Here is a 15,865-nt window from a genome sequence, read left to right on the forward strand (position 1 = left end):
TCGTCTGTCCAACCCCCTCGACGGATCTGGTTCACTCAAGGCATGACCTCGACCTCGCCGACAACCCGCCCCGGCCGGCCCCGCAGCGAGCAGACCCACCAGGCCATCCTGGAGGCCACGCAGGAGGTCCTGCGTGAACGCGGCTATGGCGGGCTGTCCCTCGACGAGATCGCCCGCCGGGCCAAGGTCGGCAAACGCACCATCTACCGATGGTGGTCATCTAAGGGCGCACTCGTCGCCGAGGCGTTCCGCGAGGACGCTACCCGCCGCCACCCGACGGTTGACACCGGAACCGTCCGCGGTGACCTGCTGTCCTACCTGAGCACCCTGTTCGCCGAGGTCGCCAACCCCGGCAAGAAGGCGGCGCTGAGCTCGATGATGGCCGAGGCGCAGACTGGCGGCGACTTCGCCGCCGACTTCGCCCGTTTCATCGACGACCGCCGCGCCCTGGTACGCCACCTGCTCGAACGCGGCATCCAACGCGGCGAACTCGCCCCCGACACCGACCTCGACCTGGCCGTGGACGTGCTGTTCGGCCTGTTCTGGTACCGCGTGCTGACCGGCGATCGCCCCCTCAATCCGACCGTCGCCCAGACCCTCGTCGACGGCCTGCTCCACGCCACCCGCCCGACCTGAACCGCCACTCATTGACAGCGGTGGCAGGACGCCGACCGTCACCTCATCTATCGCGGATAGCGTCAAACTTTCTGCGCTACTTGCCGAAGCGACCAGGACGAACACCCCGCCACGGCGAGGGCGACTCACATTGCTTTTCTGCGATAATGAAAAGGGGCCGGGGGCCGATGGGGAACGTACGGCCGATCACACCGCCGACCGCGATGGGAATCGGCCCGGCGATCTTCGCCTACCTCGCCACGCTGTCCGGGCCGGAGCAGCGCGGCACCCGGACGGTCTACGGCTCCACCCTGCGGGCGCTGGCCGCCGAGCTGTCACCCTCCTTCTCCGGACACCGAGACCAGCGTCGAGCGGCTCACCGACTGGTTCACCGCCCGGTGGGCGAACCGAGCGCCCGCGACCTAGAACCGCAACCTCGACGCCCTGCGCGCCGCCGCCCGCTACTGGATCGACCAGGGCTGGATCATCGCCGACCCGACCCGTCGGCTACGCCGCCGCGGCCGCGCCCCCCGACCTCACCCGCGCCATCTCCCGCGCCGACGTCGAGGACTTCCTGGCCAGGGAAGACCTCGAGTTGCGGCTGAAGTCCTGGCCCGGATGTTGTACGAGACCGCCGCCCGGACGTCGGAGGTCCTCGCCCTCGACGTCGAGGATCTGAACCTGCGCAACCGATCCGCGAAGGTCCGCCGCAAGGGCAACGCCATCGATGTCATCGTCTGGCGGACCGGAACCGCCCGCCTACTGCCCCGCCTGACCGGCGGCCGCACGCGTGGCCCGCTGTTCCTCACCGGCCGCAAAGCGCGCGTTCAGCTCGCCGCCGCCGACCTGTGCCCGGAGACGGAGCGGGCGCGGTTGTCGTACCGGCGGGCCACCGAGCTGTTCACCGCGGCGACCGCGACGTGCCCGGACGGGCCGTGGACGCTGCACCAGCTCCGCCACAGCGCCTTGACACACGCGGCCGAGGACGGCGCGAACGCCTCCACCCTGCTGGCCTTCTCCGGGCACACCAACGTCGCCAGCCTCGCCCGCTACGCCCGTGTCTCGGCCGAGGCCCTATCGCGCTGGCAGCAGCAACGCGACCCGGACCGCCGCCGCTGACCTGCAGCCGACAGAAACACCGAAACGATGGTTGGCGCTATCTCCCTACTGTGCGGCCCGCGCTATCGCCAATGAGCGTTCCGTTGTTCCCGACGGGCCGATTCTCAGCCGCCATCTGCAACACCAGTTCGCGGATCGTGGGGCGCGCCGGCGGTCGACCGGGGTGGGTGCGTTTGTAGGTCCAGCGCCGCTTCACCAGGTCGGGCTGCCAGCGAAGCACCGTGCCAGGTGTGACGAACAGCCCGATCCGCCGGGATCGGGCAGCAATCGCGCCAGCGCTGCGATCACGGCCCCATCGACCCACGACGGCCGCGGACGTGCGACCTGACGAACAACACCGCCAGCTGATGCCGCAACACCAAAATCTCCGCATGCTTGGAGGCGTCCGACCGCGCCAGCTGGGCAAGCCAGCCGAGAAGACGGACGAAGATCAGGTAAAGCGGTCGTAGCGCCAGTTCTCACCGAGTACGAGGACCACTTCAACGCCTACCGGCCACACCGCGCACTGAACCAGGCCAGCCCGCTCAGCCCGTTACCTGACCCCATCGGCGCCGACATCAAAGTCATCCGACGAGACCGACTCGGTGGTCTGATAAACGAATACTCCCAGGTCGCATCGGGTCGCCGAGTTTCCAGCACCCACACGCCCGCTCGCCCTCCTGGGACTCACATGATCATGCGACTACGCCGAAGCCATGGTCGTCCGCAGCGCGGTGCACAGGATGCTAAGCACGTTGTGGACTCAGCGCTAAAGACACCGATCTAGCTGACGGGGATCCTTGGAGCTACACGGAAATCGCATCGGACTCGTGTCATGGAGCTTCATACTGCAGCCTCGATTGAGAGGAATCGACGGCTGTTCGCGTTCCCGTCCATGCGTCCGAACCGTAACGAAGGGAATCGCCATGAAAAGCAAGATCGGCATCGGCCTCGCCGCCATTGCGGTAACGGCCGGCACGCAGATCGCGGTCGGCGCTAATTCCGCCTCCGCCGCACCGTACTACCTTCTGAAGAACGCCGCAACCGGAAAGTGCGCTCAGTACTCACTCACAACCATGCCATCGGCGATCAAGATGGTGACGTGCAGCTCGTCCAGCGGATCTCAGAAGTGGTTCCCGGGTTCAAACGTCATCATGGCGGGAAACACCGGACCCGCACAGTACTGCCTGGGAGTGACCTCGACCGCCAATACGTCGTTCGCGTCTACCACCGTGCTCATCCCCTGCAGCGGTGCAAGCGGTTACAAGAAGCTTACCTACAGCGGCGTCGGCTACGGCAAGATCATCCTTAACGGCTGTTACATGGGCCACTACGCCTCCAGCGACACCTGGTCCTCCTGCTATTACAACGCCGGCAATTACACAAAGTGGAACTTCATTTCCGTCTGACATAGGTGGGTGCGCGGCGCAATCGAGGCCACAAGATACTCCAGCTGTAGATCGTGATCTTGCGGGCGGACCTGGAGGCTAATTCAAGAGCGCCTGCTTGGTTCGGTAGCTTGAAGGTCGTCGGGGCTATTTTGTCCACGGCTTCCACGAATCTTGGTGGATTACTTAAAAACGCAGGCATAGTAACAGCCCACACCCTTTGATTTTCGTTGCAGAAGCGAAAATACGAAGGGGAGGTGGACGGTTGGATCTCGATGTTCTCACGGGCCCGCCGGCGGGTGAAACGCGTTCTGCTGGTCTCGCGCTGCGCGCAGTTGTGCGGGCCCCGGAGAAAGGAAGGCAGACGCCCAGCGGCGCTGGGTGTGTTCCGGTCGATCATGATGGTCGTCTGTCTCATGCGCAAGAACATCCCCCAGGAGATGGTGGGTGCGACCTTCGGTGTGAGCCAGTCCACGGTCAGCCACCGCTGGGACCTGCTCTGCCCGATTATCAAACGGGCGGTGGCCAGCTTCATCCCGCATCCTCGCACTTCGCCCCATGACTTTATGACGCTGGAGGCCCCCTGAGCGGCGATCTCGACCGGCTTCGACAACCCGTCAAGATCGCCGCTCAGGGCACAAACCCCGGTCACGACACGCACCGTCACCAGAGATGGGGACTTCGTCTACCAGACCATGATCCGAGACTCGGTTACCTCTCTGATCTCAGCGGCTTGACACAGAGAGGTGTCGAACGATTTTCCTTAGCAGTCTCGTCCCCTGGGGTCGCGACGGATCGCATCGCAAAGATACGGTGGTCTCTTGGCGGGATGTTGTAAGCGGCCCGGAATGCGCGCGTGAAGTCGGCCGCGTGGGTGAAGCCCCAGCGGGTGGCGATGACGTGGATGGGAGTGGCCGTCAGGGCAGGGTTGGAGAGGTCGCGGCGGGCGCCTTCCAATCGCTTGCGACGGATGTAGGAGGTCACGGTATCGGCTTCGGCCTGGAAGAGCCGGTACAGATAACTACGTGAGATGTGGTGCGCGGCTGCGATATGGCTTGGACTTAGGTCGGGATTGTGTAGATTCCGCTGGATGAAGGACTTGATGCTCAGCGTCAGCGCCCGCGTGCGGGTTTCCGGGGCCAAGGAGGCTTCGGCTGCCAGGGTGTGGGCGAACAGGGTCGCTACCAGATCGACGAGGACGGTGGCCAGGCGCGGACCGTCGGCAGGCTGATAGTGGGCGGAGTCCGCAGCGACCTGGGTGATGAACTGGGCCAGCAGAGCGCCGATGCCCTCCCGTCCCGACATGGGCCGCCCGATCACCTGATCGACCTTGCTCCTAGGCAAGGGCAGCAATGCCTTGGGGATATCGACACCCACGGACGAGATCGGCCCTTGGCCAGTCCAAATCTCGTGCGGCCGCGATGAGTCGCTGGTATGGAAATCAAATGCAGTGTACAAAGTCTCCTGTCGTTCCCACGCAACTCCCACCTCCCCTTTCAGCACAAGAGAGACATGATATGTCTCGGGATCGGACTGGCGGATCAGATCGAGCGTTCGCGCGACATTCAATTGCTGGAACGTCGTCGGCCATATGACCGCAGCGCCTACTTCGATAACCCGCTTTTGAGCCTCGAAGTCCGCAGCGCACTTACTCGCTAGCGCCATGGGTGCACATGTACGCATCAAGAAGTTACGCCAGGCCTCGAACCGTTCCTTCGCCGGAAATTCATCGCTATTGAACACAGCCTCAGCCAGCATGCCTTTACCTGCCCTCGGAATCTAGTGCCGCGTCATGCAACGTGATCGTGTAACCGGTCCAGGTGCGATTGGATGATTCGGGAGCGAGGTCGCGTTTGGGCTTAGCGCGGGCGTTGCGCCAGCGGACGTAGGCGGCGATCGCCTCGCCACTGCGGCCGTTCATGGGCCAGGCCGGTTCGCGGCAGTGTGTTGGGTTTCGTAGGCGTGCATCGCCGCCCGCAGCCGGGCAGGGTCGGTGTCGGTGAGGATGAGCCCGGCGGGTGCGGGCCATCGTGGCCAGGCTCGGAAGAGACGGTGTTCATAGCTCCACAGCACCAGCCAGTTGGGGGTGGCCTGGTCGAGCCGGGACGCCTCGATTCGCTGGGCGGTGTCAAGGATGCCGGTGCGGATCCGCCATGCCAAGGGTGGTGCTCCTCGCCGGTGCTGCATCACAGCGCCTCGTGACCGGCTGGCTCGGACAGGACCGTTACCACCCTGCCGGCCTTCTGCACGGCGATTTCGATGTCTTCGGCACCCTGCCGGACCCCGTTCCGCGACCGCCGGCCATCTCGGGGAGCGATGGTTCCCCCAACTGCCTCAGGTGCGCTTCTTCGGCCTGGTGGCCGCGCGTCTCCTACGGCCGAACTCCTGCGCCTGCCCATGTCCGCGGGCGGAGTCGTCCTGGGCATTTCCGCCATGACGGCAATGTCCCGCTCGGCACGGCGCGCCTCGTCAAGGGCGTATCCCGCGATGAGCTGCTGCGTGACCTTGGACCCGGCGTACCTTCCGCCGACCGGTGAATCGTTGATGGCAGCTCCGCTGCTCACCACCACCCTGCGGTCGACCAGGCGGAGAACCTGTGGCTCATGCTGGTCAAGCACGTTACTCATAACCGTCCCCTTTCGCTGCGTGTCCGTGGTTCCCGATCGGCTCACGACCGAGACGGATTGTGAAAGTTGCAATCGGCGAAGACCAGCCACTTCAGCTCTGCTCAGAGCCGTGGGCGTCCGCGGATTGCGCGGCGCTCGATCGAGGTCGCGGATTATCATGCGGCCTCCTCGCCGCTAACGGCGAGGGGGATGTCGCCGTGTGCGGGCGAGTCGAGCCCGGGTTCGGGGTGGCTGCGCCCCGGAAGGGCTGCTGCGGCGACGATGCCGATTGCCGAGAACGCGGCGCCGACCCAGACCGCGGTCTTGAAGTGGTCGATGAACGTACTGGATGAGGCGTAGACGCCGGGGTGGGCGAAAACGGTGGCGAGGATCGCGATGCCGAACACCCCTCCGATTTCGCGGAGGGAGCTATTGGTGCCGGACGCGATACCGACTTCCAGGGGCGAGACCGATCCCACGACGGCGTTGGCGACAGTCGGGAAGCACAGGGAGATCCCGACGCCCGCGACGCCGAGCGCCACGGCGAGTTCGGTGTAACCCATGCCCGGTTCGGCGATGGCCGCGATCCAGCCCAGCCCGATGGCTTGCAGTGCCAATCCGAGGAGCATGAATGGTTTGTTGCCGAACCTGTCCGCAAGCGCGCCGGCGAGCGGAGCTACCAGCATGGGCGCACCGGTCCACGGCAGGGTGCGCAGGCCTGCGGCCAGCGGCGAGTAGCCGAGCGCCGTCTGCAGAAACTGCATCATCAGGAACAGCACACCGAACAGCGACGCGTACATGAGGAAGCTGACGCCGTTGGCGGCGTTGAACCCACGGGAACGGAACAGCTCCGATGACAGCATTGGCGTCGTGGTTCGCCGTTCCCACCCGAGGAACGTCGCCACGAGCGCACCACCGAGCAGGAGCGCGCTGATCGTTTCGGCGTTTCCCCAGCCAATGTCGCCTGCGCGGATCAGTCCCCAGGTGATGCCCAGGAATCCGGCGCCTGCCAAGAGCAGTCCGGGGATGTCGAGTTGTGATCGGGGACCATGGCTTTCGGTCAGCTGCGACGCGGCGAGCGGAATCAGCGTGACGCCGACGGGCACGTTGAGCCAGAAGATCCAATGCCAGCTGATGCCGCCGACGATCGCACCACCCACCACAGGCCCCAACGCGACCGCCAAGCCGGTAATGCCACCCCACAATCCGATCGCGGCACCTCGTTTCTCGGCTGGGAACGCCTCGCTGATCAAGGTCAGTGTCATCGGCATCACAATGGCGGCCGCTGCGCCCTGCACACCGCGTGCGGTGATGAGCGCGCCCACACTTGGCGACAACGCCGCCGCAGCGGAGGCGATCGTGAATCCGCCAAGGCCGATCACGTACATTCGTTTGCGCCCATACCGGTCGCCGAGGGCAGCGCCAGTCAGCAGGGCAACCGCGAACGCCAGATTGTAGGCGTTCACCGTCCATTCGAGGTCGCTGAGATTGGCGTTCAGGCTTTCCCGAAGAGCGGGCAGGGAGTTCGCGACGACGAGCGTGTCGAGCGCGGTCATGAAGACACCGAGCGAGGCGAGGACGAGCGTCCAGCCCCTGTGGACAACAGGCGGGATCACATCGGTAGGCAAGGGATCTCCCGAGGTATTTTATGATGTAATCAAAGAGACGAACCATGAATGCGAATCAAGGCCAACCCACTTCACCGAACGCAGCGCCTGAGCGTTCCAGCCTCGACTCTTTACTACGTTACGAATTGCGCCGTGAACGCTATGCGGATGCCAACCGCCGTCGCCGACCTGGCGAACTATACTGCGGCCAATGTCGGAATGATGAAGGCGAGACGCCAGTTATCCTGCCGATAATCTAGCGTCTGACTCGACGGATCCGCGGTGACCACAGATGATAGCCAGTGGCACGAAAATGCTGCGTGAATTTGCGCCTTGTCGATAACGTCGAGGGTCAGTGGCGTGACGCGCTCATCTGGGTGGGCCAGGGGCCGGCGCGCACCGGCGTACACCCGCTTCGCACCTCTGCTCAACACCTGCTCCACCAGCGCCCTCCTGGTGCCGCGGTTGGCTCCGGTCGCCAGAACCGCTCTGCCTGCGATCGTCATACCGGTACGGCTCCTCTTTCTGGGTCGCGACTCCCGGATCGTCCGGACTGTCTATGAAGTAGACCCGGCGACGTCGGGAAATTGGGCGCTCGTCGACCGCCCAGTTCGTGGCCTGGCCGGTGTCAGTCCATGAAGATGGACCAGGAGGACGATAGACGTGACGCGGGGTGCGAGCAGTGAGGACCGAGCTGATCGCCAGGGCGCGGGCCCGGGACGGCGACGCGTTTCGTGAGCTGCCCGAGCCGTACCGCCAGGAGGTGCATGTGCACTGCTACCGGATGCTCCGGGCGCTCCAGGACGCCGAGGACGCGGTCCAGGACACGCTATTGGCCGCCTGGCAAGGCCTCGGAGGGTTCGGGGGACGGGTCTTGATCCGTGCATGGCGCTACCGAATGGCCACCAATCGGTGCCTCGACGCGCTTCGCTTGGCCAGCCGACGCCCAGCCAAGGAGTAGGACATGCCCGAGGTTGAACCGCCCGAGCCGACGCGGCTCGGCGAAGTCGTATGGCTCGAGCCTTTTCCCGACGCCCTTCTGGAGGGCGGGATCAACGTACCGCTCAGCCCGGAAGCCCGCTACGAACAGACCGAATCCATCTCCCTGGCCTTCGTGACCGCACTGCAGATTCTGCCGGCTCGCCAACGCGCCGTGCTCATCCTGCGCGACGTCCTCGGCTATCACGCCAATGAGGTCGCGGACATGCTCGACACGACCGTCGAATCGGTTGCCGGCGCCCTCAAACGAGCCCGCGCCAACCTGCAACGCCGCCTGTCAGCTAGCAATCGCGAACCGCCTCCCCCACCGGACTCACCCGCCGAAAGGGCCCTCGCGGCGAAGTTCGTCCAAGCCTACGAGTCCGGCGACATCAACGCACTCGTCGCCCTGCTCACCAACGATGTCCGCGTCTCGGTGCCACCGATCCCACTCGAATACCAAGGCCGCGACACTGTGGCACGCTTTTACTCAAGCATCATCCGCCGAGGTCGGACATATGACTTCGTCCCGACCCGAGCGAATGGCCAGCCGGCATTCGGCGCCTACTTGCGCATGCCCTCCAGCGGGATCCGCCGCGGGACCGGCATGCTTGTCCTCACTCTTACCGGCGACCAGATCTGTGCCATCACGTGCTTCGACAACAGCGTGCTTCCATGGTTCGGGCTACCACGATCACTTCCTGGCTGACCAACGAACTCCCCGAACATGCTCAACACCGAGACACAACACGTTTTTGCGAGGGTCGTAGGTCGGCGGCGCACCTCGGAGCATGTTGCCTTGCGTGAATCTGGCCATCGAACCGAGCCATAGCCATCCCATTTACCCGCTCAAGCAAGCCTGGTTGAGCCCGGTCAGCGGGCTAAGCCAGGCATCTCCCACGCAAACTTGAGAGGAGGTGACCAGGAAGAGAATCGCCGTTGCGCTCACCCGCCCGCTTGGCATCAACAAGGGCAGGATGGGCGGCCGCTACTTGTGGGTCTGATAGTCAGCGAATGGCAGAGCCACCGCTCAGCCATTCGCCATCGCTACGCATCGTGGCCCTCCACGCGACCGCCATGCGGGGTTCTGGTCGCGGCCCAGATGATCGCGCAGCCCACCCAGGAGACCGGTACCGCCCTGGCCGCCCGCCACGAAGCGATCCGCACCGCCGGAGCTGCGCTACTCGCCCGTGCTCAACGCGAGGGCAACGCACCCGCGGAGCTCGACATAGCGGATCTCCTCTTGCTCACCAACGCCATCGCCTGGGCCAGCGAACAGGCCCAACAGATCGCCCTCTCCTCGCCCTGATCAACACGGGCGTTCCTCACCCCGCGCCATCATGAGCGGCCGAAGACAACGTCTCCCACGACCAGACCCTCAACGGCCCAGGTCAAGCAGTCCCTCAAAACGAGCTACACCCATCGGCAACGGACGCGACCTGCTGAAACGCCCTGCGGATGTGGCTGCGGGCCATGGCCAGACACGCAACCGCCATGCGCGACCGGTCGCGATTCAGATGGCCGGCGAGCCCGTCCTAGGAACCAGCACCGCCCCGACCGCCTGCTAGGAAACCATGCGCGCCGCCGGAGCCGCATTGCTCACCCACATCCAATCCGACGGCGCCGCACCCGGAGAGGTCGACATCGACGATCTCCTCAAAACTTGTCAACGCCGCCGCTTGGGCCAGCGAGCAGACACCCGAATACGATGACCTCCTGCACTGAGGGTTTCCACTACGCGCTGGTCTCACAGGGCGCTCTCCACGGCCGTCCCTGCCCGGCCACCGTGGAGCCTGTCTGTGATCATCATCGGGATCGACCGCACCAACTCTCCCTCACCGCGGTCGTCGTCGATGCCTCCGGTCACCTGGTTGGGCAGCGCCGGTTTGTCGTCAACGCCGGAACCTTCGGTGAGCTGATGAAGTAGACGCAAGCCTGGCCACAGCGCCAGTTCGCCGTCGAAGGCGCGAATGGTCTCGGACGTGGCATCGCGCAGCGGTTGGCCGCGGCCGGTGGTAATCGCCGGTCCGGACGGCGCGATCGTGTGGGTGTCTGAGCCTTTGCCCGGCGCGGTGCATGACCTGAAAGCCGCCCGGCTCTGGGGCATCATCGGCGAGCTGAAGCGCGCCGGCCTCATCGTCTTGGCCTGCAAGGGCTAGATCAGCGCAGGTCAGCACATCGAGACCCTGTACAAGGGCCGAGGCAAGCCCGAGTCCCAGAAAGCCGCCAACCGCTCCCACGCCAAGCTCCGCGGACCCGGCGAACGAGCGAACACGCAACTCAAGACCTGGAAGATCTTGACCAAGCTTCGCTGCTGCCCCCACCGGGCCGGCCACCTCGCCAAGGCCATCCACGTCCTACAGACCCGAGAAGGCCGACCGGCCGTTCTACTCCGGCAACACGAGAAACACGGGATGAACCTGCAACTCGGTCCATCGGGATCAGCGTTCCGTCGAGCACCACGTAGAGCAACCCGTCGTTCTTCGCGATGTCACCGACGTGGCTGAGGATCTTGGCGGCTAGGGCGGTGCGGAGGCCGTGGATTTGGGTGAACGTGCTGCCGGTGGCGGCCAGGGCATCGCGGGTCTGGGCTTCGTTGTCTTTGAGCCGCTGGTCGATGCGTCGCAGGTCGGCCAAGAGATCGCGGGCCGGGTCCCGGCGGCATGCCTGGGTGGCGGTGGTCGGGCGGACCGTCCGGAGCAGCGCGGCGGCCTTGTCGGCGGACAGGCCGGTGGGTGCGCCGCCGGGGATGCGGTCCCGCAGGAACCCGTGCAGCCGGTTGAGGAGCCGGGCGCGTTCGTAGGCCAGGTCATCGCGGCGTTCGGACAGCAACCGCAAGATGGTCGTCTGGTCTTCGGGGGCGACGACGCGCAGGTCGGTGCGGTGCAGGGCGTGAACACGTGGTCGATGTGCCGGCGACGCTGTCGGTGCGGGCCCGGCTGCTGACCACCGGCGGAGGCCGCAAGACCGATACCACCGACGCGCTCAGCGTCGCCCAGGTACCCGCGAACAGATCCGTGAGGGATGCCGGGCCTTCGTCGGTCTCGGAGCGGTACTCCTTGTCGATGCGGACCCAGGGCAGTTCCTGCCTCCACCGCGCCAGTTCGTCGCTGCGCCGCGTCAGTGCCTTCTCGGCCTCAAGCAGCTCGAGCCTGGCCGCAAGCCACTCTTCACGTGCTCCGATCTTGTGACTGGTCATTGTTTCCTCTCCTTGTTGTCGTGATAGCAATTGGGCGTTCCCTGTCGCCGATGACGTCTCGCGTCGACGGCGTGAGGCCGGGAATCGACGAGGGCGCGACGCATATCAGGATTCCGAGTCCGACGATCGCCAGCGCCAGTGGCACATCGACGGCGGCTTTCACGGGCAGGAGCTTCTGGGCGAGGATGAGGACGGCTACCACGGACATCCATATGACGCTCATGACGCCCAGCGCCACCAGCATCAGTCCGATGCACGAGCCGACGCAATGCAGCCCGAACTCCAATCCAGAGCGGACGCTCTCGCGGCAGTATCGGCGGAAGTGCCGCTTGACCGGCGAGAACTCGAACACCCCCGCCGCGATCGCAATCACGCCGGCGGTGAAGGATCCGTGCGGCCGGTACAACGCATAGACAGCGATGCCCACAAGTGTCCACACGGCAAGGTACGACCCGACGAACAGCGGCACGGCGAGCACGCGACCACTGGCATGAGCGCGTCTCAACACTGCCGGAGCCGCGCTCGGCAGCATCATCGCCGCCATCATCGACACCCACAGGGCGATGAAGGACGCGAACGGACCGAGCCGGGTCGCAACGCCCATGTCCATCCCGTTCATCTGCCAGACCGCGACGACCCAGGACACGGCGGCGAGCCCTGGTCGCCGTCATAGCGGCCACCGTCGCCGTCGTCCCGCCGCTCGTCCTGGCGCCGGGAGCGCGAGTGCGGCTTCGCGTCCGTACAGCGCCTGATCGCTCCATCGGCTCCTCCATCGATCGAGTCCGTTCGCTTCCCGTCCGGTTGTCCTGTCACCGGCGACCCCCGCCGGCGAATAGCCGTTCTTTCGCGCCGTCCCAAGCCGGCGGGTCGATCTCCAAATTCGGCCGCTAACGCGAATCCCGCTCTGCCGCCTCGGCGACGCGTTTGATGTTCGCCAGCCGCCGATCCCACCCGGCCGCGATTGCGGCCATCCACTGCGCTGCCGCATGCAGCGCGGCGTACCGCACCTCCCCTCCCACCCAGCTGCCGGACCTCAGCTCCCGGGACGTCGGCGAGCTCGTCGTCAAGCTGTTCGCGACCCGCAGGCAGGTGGTCAGGATCGGCCGAGTCGGCAGCTGTCACCCTCCGGAGTGTGCAATGTCAGCGCCCATGGCTCGAGGAAGGTGTTGATCTCCTCGATCAGCTCGCCGTTCAGCGTGAGCACCGCGGTGTGGTGCGGCCGGAACCTGTCGGCTGCGGGGTCCCAGAGGTAGGCCCGGGCGGCGAGCTGGCCGCTCGCGCGGGTCGGGGTCAGCCGCCACGTCAGGCTGCCGCCCAGCGGCCTCGCTGCCAGGGATGCCGCGACCGCCTCGCGCCCACCGCACCACGTCGCGGTCGGAGGCATCGCGATCGTCGCGCTGTCGGTCAGCATGGCCACGATCGCGCCGACGTCGTGCCGCTCCCACGCCTGAACGTAGCCGTCGACGATCTCTCGCAGCCGCGTGTCACCGAGTGCCCGGAGTGTCGCCTGCTGACTGAGCTCGGGGAGATGCTGATCGACGGTTTCGTGGGCGCGCTGCAGCGCGCTGTACACGGACGCCGGGGTCGTCTGAAGCGCCGCGGCGACCTCGGCGCCGGAGAAGCCGAGCACGTCGCGGAGGATCAGCACCGCCCGCTGGCGGGCCGGAGATGCTGGAGCGCGGCGACGAACGCGAGCTCGACGCTCTCACGCTGCTCGTAGCGCGCCTCGGGCCGGCGAGGCCGTCGTCGAGACCGAACCGCTCATCGGGGTACGGCTCGATCCACGTCGATTCGACCAGCGGCTCACCGAGCGGTCGGTGCGGATCGGCCGGCGGACCGTAATCGATCGGCAGCACGCGTCCCGGCCGGCGCTCGATCGCCCGCAGGCAGACGTTGGTCGCGATCGTGTACAGCCACGAACGCAACGAGCTCCGCCCCTGGAACGACGCCAGGCTCCGCCACGCCCGCAAGAGCGTCTCCTGCACGGCGTCCTCGGCATCGTGGACCGAGCCGAGCATCCGGTAGCAGTGGGCGTGCAGCGCACCGCGGTGTGGTTCGACCAGCTCGGCGTAGGCCGTCTCGTCCCCCACGACGGCGGCTTCGAGCAGCTTCGACTCGGTCATTCCCGTCCCTTTCCGAGACGCCGCTTGGGCTGCCAGAGCGCGATCTCGCCACCCTCGCTCGTGGCCAGCACGCTGCGCCACCCCGCCGGTCCCTCCCGCGGCTCGAGCAGCACCGACGCGCCGAGTCGGCGCGCCCGCTCGGTGATCGCCTCGATCTCCTCGACCTCCATATAGGGAAGCCAGGTCGCGCAGGTCGCACCGCACTCCACGATCCCACCGTCGAGCGGACCGCCGAACGCGAGCGCGTGGTAGGAACCCCAGCGAGCCGCGATCCGCTCCGTGCGCCACCGCAGAACCTGGCCGTAGAACGCGCTCGCGCCGGAAGGGTCGTGCGTGTGCAGCTCCAGGTGCACGACGGGGAGACCCATGACCCGTTGCATCTTCCAGCTCCTCTACGTGGATCGGTCCCGCCTGCGGCGGCCCCTGTTCGAAGTGGCTGACACCTGCGTGAGCCGCACCCGAACAGAGCCGCCGCAGGCGGCCCGATAGAGCACTCTTATGCCGAGACCGCGACGATCGCCGCCATCTGCCGCTCCGCGCTCTTCGGCGAGGCGTGGAACTGCTCGCCGAAGGCCACGGCGAACGGGTCCGGGAAGATGTCCTCATCGCCCGCCTCGACACCGTCGAGGATCGCCTTCGCGACGTCCTCGGGCGGAGTCTTCTCGAACTGAGGCGGGAGGTCCTTGGTCATGTCGGTGTCGACCGGCCCCGGGTAGACGCCGTGCACGGTCACGCCCCGAGCCGCCAGCAGCGCGCGGGAGGCCTGGGTCAGCGAATGCAGCGCGGCCTTCGAGGCGCTATACGTGGGCTGGAGCGGCACGCTGGTGAGTCCGGCCGCCGAACCGACGTTGACGATCACACCGCCGCGCTGCGCCAGCGTGTCCGCGAAGCTCCGCAGCATCCGTAGGGCCCCGAAGTAGTTGACCTCCATCTCGCGCCGAGCCACCTCGACGATCGCCTCGTCGGTCAGCTCGGTCGGCTCGAACGCGCCCGCGTTGCTGAACAGCAGATCGACCTCCGTGGCCTGGCGCGCGACCTCGGCGACCTGCTCGGCGTTCGTGACGTCCAACCGCACCGGAACCAGGCGAGAGGCGTAGCGCTCGCGCAGCCCCTCGAGCGTCTTCGGATCACGCGCCGCGGCGTAGACCTTCGTGGCGCCGCGCTCGAGCAGCGCCTCCGTGATCGCGAACCCGATGCCCCTGTTGGCACCGGTGACCAGCGCCACCGACCCGTCGATCCGTGTGGAACCCCGCATGTCTGCCTCCTCTAGTCCCTTGCGTAGATAGAGATCCGAGGAGGCGCCGGAATCCATCGGTCAACGGCCGAGTGCCGCTCCGCGGCTGTGACCTGCGGTAACCCCACCTTTCTCAGACCGGCTTGGTCGCCAGGACACGGACAAGGATCGCTGTTTGCCGGGTGCGCGGTGGTCGCCGACGGCGGCCCGGGACCATGCCGAGTCCGCAGGTCTCTTCGCGGTGGCCGGCAACTCCTAGCGCAATGAGCTCGGCATGACTCGGTCCCCAGCATAAAGCGACGAGATCAGCATCTCCGAGGGCGATCTCATCGGCCGAACGCCGGCCAAGATCCGCTCGCGATGATCAGCAGGCTCCATCGCTCACCGATCACCTCCAACGCGCGCGCCGCCGAGCAGGTTTCGTTCTCGAAGCTCCGAGCGGGCATCTAGGCCCCCCAATTGTACTTGCATCATGCTAGTTTCGTCTTACGTCGCCCTAGCATCATGCAAGTATCCACTGAGGCCGTCGGCGTCAGGTCCGAGCGACACCAGTGGCGAGATACGAGAAAGGACTCCCATGACGTCCATTGGACGGCTTCTTACCGAAGAGCAAGGACGGCTCACCGTCCGGCGGGTGCTCTCAGTCGATAACGGCACGGCGCTGGTCGAGACGACGTTCGAGACGCAAGGGTCGCTACGCGACGTTCACTACACGACCCTGGGCACGATCCAGTCGTTCATCCGTCCCGACGGCACCCTCTACGGAGACTTGAAGGCAGGGCTGCGCACCGACGGCAACGACACCGGCGTCTACCGGGGAATCACCGGCGGCACATATACCGACGGAACCCGGCACGCACGCACGTATCGAGGCGCGATCACTTTCGAGAACGCGGTCGGCGCGTTCGCGGAGCTCAACAGCGTGCTCGCGGTGTTCGAGCTGGATATCGACGACGCCGGCAAGGTCAGCTTCCGCGCTTGGGAGCTGGCGTGAGCACGGCCGGCCCCCGGACATCG

The 15,865-nt window shown here is 66.1% G+C and carries 18 protein-coding genes and 3 pseudogenes; 9 read left to right on the forward strand and 12 right to left on the reverse strand.

Annotated elements, in window-relative coordinates:
* The first annotated feature begins 42 nt into the window (after positions 1 to 42).
* The 4 genes from ACYVF7_RS32940 to ACYVF7_RS32955 all read left to right on the forward strand — a co-directional run bounded on the left by ACYVF7_RS32940 (position 43) and on the right by ACYVF7_RS32955 (position 3,688).
* Positions 43 to 636, forward strand: a complete 594-nt coding sequence (locus ACYVF7_RS32940) for a TetR/AcrR family transcriptional regulator (RefSeq protein ID WP_460348392.1) — start codon at positions 43 to 45, stop codon at positions 634 to 636.
* Between the two features lie 597 nt (positions 637 to 1,233).
* On the forward strand, positions 1,234 to 1,734 hold the full coding sequence (locus ACYVF7_RS32945) for a tyrosine-type recombinase/integrase (protein ID WP_460348394.1): 501 nt from the start codon (positions 1,234 to 1,236) through the stop codon (positions 1,732 to 1,734).
* 905 nt (positions 1,735 to 2,639) lie between these two features.
* Entirely contained in the window at positions 2,640 to 3,122 is a 483-nt protein-coding gene (locus tag ACYVF7_RS32950; RefSeq protein ID WP_460348396.1) for a hypothetical protein, read from the forward strand.
* 395 nt (positions 3,123 to 3,517) lie between these two features.
* The gene (locus ACYVF7_RS32955) at positions 3,518 to 3,688 is read left to right on the forward strand and encodes a helix-turn-helix domain-containing protein (RefSeq protein ID WP_460348398.1); all 171 of its coding nucleotides are present in this window, start codon (positions 3,518 to 3,520) and stop codon (positions 3,686 to 3,688) included.
* Between the two features lie 124 nt (positions 3,689 to 3,812).
* Here the strand turns inward: ACYVF7_RS32955 and ACYVF7_RS32960 are convergent, their stop codons facing one another.
* The 4 genes from ACYVF7_RS32960 to ACYVF7_RS32975 form a co-directional block, all read right to left on the reverse strand.
* The gene (locus ACYVF7_RS32960) at positions 3,813 to 4,859 is read right to left on the reverse strand and encodes an AraC-like ligand-binding domain-containing protein (RefSeq protein WP_460348399.1); all 1,047 of its coding nucleotides are present in this window, start codon (positions 4,857 to 4,859) and stop codon (positions 3,813 to 3,815) included.
* Between the two features lie 159 nt (positions 4,860 to 5,018).
* Positions 5,019 to 5,261 carry a hypothetical protein gene (locus ACYVF7_RS32965; RefSeq protein ID WP_460348401.1) on the reverse strand — a complete coding sequence of 81 codons (243 nt, stop codon included), beginning with the start codon at positions 5,259 to 5,261 and terminating at the stop codon, positions 5,019 to 5,021.
* Between the two features lie 622 nt (positions 5,262 to 5,883).
* Positions 5,884 to 7,323: an MFS transporter gene (locus ACYVF7_RS32970; RefSeq protein ID WP_460358241.1), complete on the reverse strand. Its 1,440-nt coding sequence runs from the start codon at positions 7,321 to 7,323 to the stop codon at positions 5,884 to 5,886.
* Between the two features lie 188 nt (positions 7,324 to 7,511).
* Positions 7,512 to 7,820, reverse strand: a complete 309-nt coding sequence (locus ACYVF7_RS32975) for a hypothetical protein (RefSeq protein ID WP_460348403.1) — start codon at positions 7,818 to 7,820, stop codon at positions 7,512 to 7,514.
* 176 nt (positions 7,821 to 7,996) lie between these two features.
* On the opposite strand from ACYVF7_RS32975, the gene ACYVF7_RS32980 reads away from it, so the two are divergent.
* The 4 genes and pseudogenes from ACYVF7_RS32980 to ACYVF7_RS32995 all read left to right on the forward strand — a co-directional run.
* On the forward strand, positions 7,997 to 8,275 hold the full coding sequence (locus tag ACYVF7_RS32980; protein WP_460348405.1) for a sigma factor: 279 nt from the start codon (positions 7,997 to 7,999) through the stop codon (positions 8,273 to 8,275).
* 3 nt (positions 8,276 to 8,278) lie between these two features.
* Positions 8,279 to 9,001 (forward strand): RNA polymerase subunit sigma-70, encoded by a 723-nt coding sequence (locus ACYVF7_RS32985; RefSeq protein WP_460348407.1) that lies wholly within the window; start codon positions 8,279 to 8,281, stop codon positions 8,999 to 9,001.
* Between the two features lie 393 nt (positions 9,002 to 9,394).
* Entirely contained in the window at positions 9,395 to 9,601 is a 207-nt protein-coding gene (locus tag ACYVF7_RS32990) for an SbtR family transcriptional regulator (protein ID WP_460348409.1), read from the forward strand.
* Positions 9,602 to 10,307: 706 nt separating this feature from the next.
* A pseudogene (locus ACYVF7_RS32995) lies at positions 10,308 to 10,664 on the forward strand (transposase family protein); the annotation flags it as partial.
* Here ACYVF7_RS32995 and ACYVF7_RS33000 read toward each other — a convergent pair.
* The 8 genes and pseudogenes from ACYVF7_RS33000 to ACYVF7_RS33035 all read right to left on the reverse strand — a co-directional run bounded on the left by ACYVF7_RS33000 (position 10,573) and on the right by ACYVF7_RS33035 (position 14,869).
* Positions 10,573 to 11,124 (reverse strand): hypothetical protein, encoded by a 552-nt coding sequence (locus ACYVF7_RS33000; protein ID WP_460358650.1) that lies wholly within the window; start codon positions 11,122 to 11,124, stop codon positions 10,573 to 10,575. The pseudogene ACYVF7_RS32995 and the gene ACYVF7_RS33000 overlap by 92 nt on opposite strands.
* A complete protein-coding gene (locus tag ACYVF7_RS33005; RefSeq protein ID WP_460348411.1) occupies positions 11,102 to 11,491 on the reverse strand; it encodes a DUF899 family protein in 390 nt (129 codons plus the stop codon). The genes ACYVF7_RS33000 and ACYVF7_RS33005 overlap by 23 nt, the downstream gene beginning before the upstream one ends.
* Positions 11,463 to 12,137 carry a DUF2182 domain-containing protein gene (locus ACYVF7_RS33010; RefSeq protein ID WP_460348413.1) on the reverse strand — a complete coding sequence of 225 codons (675 nt, stop codon included), beginning with the start codon at positions 12,135 to 12,137 and terminating at the stop codon, positions 11,463 to 11,465. Before ACYVF7_RS33010 ends, ACYVF7_RS33005 begins: the two co-directional genes overlap by 29 nt.
* Before the next feature lie 447 nt (positions 12,138 to 12,584).
* Positions 12,585 to 13,064, reverse strand: a complete 480-nt coding sequence (locus ACYVF7_RS33015; RefSeq protein ID WP_460348415.1) for a nuclear transport factor 2 family protein — start codon at positions 13,062 to 13,064, stop codon at positions 12,585 to 12,587.
* Positions 13,053 to 13,145 (reverse strand): annotated as a pseudogene (locus ACYVF7_RS33020) (sigma factor-like helix-turn-helix DNA-binding protein); the annotation flags it as partial. The pseudogene ACYVF7_RS33020 and the gene ACYVF7_RS33015, both read right to left, overlap by 12 nt.
* Before the next feature lie 217 nt (positions 13,146 to 13,362).
* A pseudogene (locus ACYVF7_RS33025) lies at positions 13,363 to 13,614 on the reverse strand (sigma-70 family RNA polymerase sigma factor); the annotation flags it as partial.
* Entirely contained in the window at positions 13,611 to 13,994 is a 384-nt protein-coding gene (locus ACYVF7_RS33030) for a VOC family protein (RefSeq protein WP_460348417.1), read from the reverse strand. The pseudogene ACYVF7_RS33025 and the gene ACYVF7_RS33030, both read right to left, overlap by 4 nt.
* Positions 13,995 to 14,110: 116 nt before the next feature.
* Complete coding sequence (locus ACYVF7_RS33035; protein WP_460348419.1) at positions 14,111 to 14,869, reverse strand: SDR family oxidoreductase; 759 nt, start codon at positions 14,867 to 14,869, stop codon at positions 14,111 to 14,113.
* Between the two features lie 613 nt (positions 14,870 to 15,482).
* Between ACYVF7_RS33035 and ACYVF7_RS33040 the strand changes: the two genes are divergently transcribed.
* A complete protein-coding gene (locus tag ACYVF7_RS33040) occupies positions 15,483 to 15,842 on the forward strand; it encodes a hypothetical protein (RefSeq protein ID WP_460348421.1) in 360 nt (119 codons plus the stop codon).
* The last annotated feature ends 23 nt before the right edge of the window (positions 15,843 to 15,865 follow it).

This window comes from Actinoallomurus acanthiterrae, assembly GCF_054775715.1.

What these genes read in the sequence shown, in the direction of transcription:
- ACYVF7_RS32940 (WP_460348392.1), top strand. Translation starts at nt 43, where the DNA reads ATGACCTCGACCTCGCCGACAACCCGCCCCGGCCGGCCCCGCAGCGAG.
- ACYVF7_RS32955 (WP_460348398.1), top strand. Translation starts at nt 3,518, where the DNA reads ATGCGCAAGAACATCCCCCAGGAGATGGTGGGTGCGACCTTCGGTGTG.
- ACYVF7_RS33005 (WP_460348411.1), bottom strand. Translation starts at nt 11,491, where the DNA reads ATGACCAGTCACAAGATCGGAGCACGTGAAGAGTGGCTTGCGGCCAGG.
- ACYVF7_RS32990 (WP_460348409.1), top strand. Translation starts at nt 9,395, where the DNA reads ATGATCGCGCAGCCCACCCAGGAGACCGGTACCGCCCTGGCCGCCCGC.
- ACYVF7_RS32945 (WP_460348394.1), top strand. Translation starts at nt 1,234, where the DNA reads ATGTTGTACGAGACCGCCGCCCGGACGTCGGAGGTCCTCGCCCTCGAC.
- ACYVF7_RS32975 (WP_460348403.1), bottom strand. Translation starts at nt 7,820, where the DNA reads ATGACGATCGCAGGCAGAGCGGTTCTGGCGACCGGAGCCAACCGCGGC.
- ACYVF7_RS32985 (WP_460348407.1), top strand. Translation starts at nt 8,279, where the DNA reads ATGCCCGAGGTTGAACCGCCCGAGCCGACGCGGCTCGGCGAAGTCGTA.
- ACYVF7_RS32950 (WP_460348396.1), top strand. Translation starts at nt 2,640, where the DNA reads ATGAAAAGCAAGATCGGCATCGGCCTCGCCGCCATTGCGGTAACGGCC.
- ACYVF7_RS33030 (WP_460348417.1), bottom strand. Translation starts at nt 13,994, where the DNA reads ATGCAACGGGTCATGGGTCTCCCCGTCGTGCACCTGGAGCTGCACACG.
- ACYVF7_RS32960 (WP_460348399.1), bottom strand. Translation starts at nt 4,859, where the DNA reads ATGCTGGCTGAGGCTGTGTTCAATAGCGATGAATTTCCGGCGAAGGAA.
- ACYVF7_RS33035 (WP_460348419.1), bottom strand. Translation starts at nt 14,869, where the DNA reads ATGCGGGGTTCCACACGGATCGACGGGTCGGTGGCGCTGGTCACCGGT.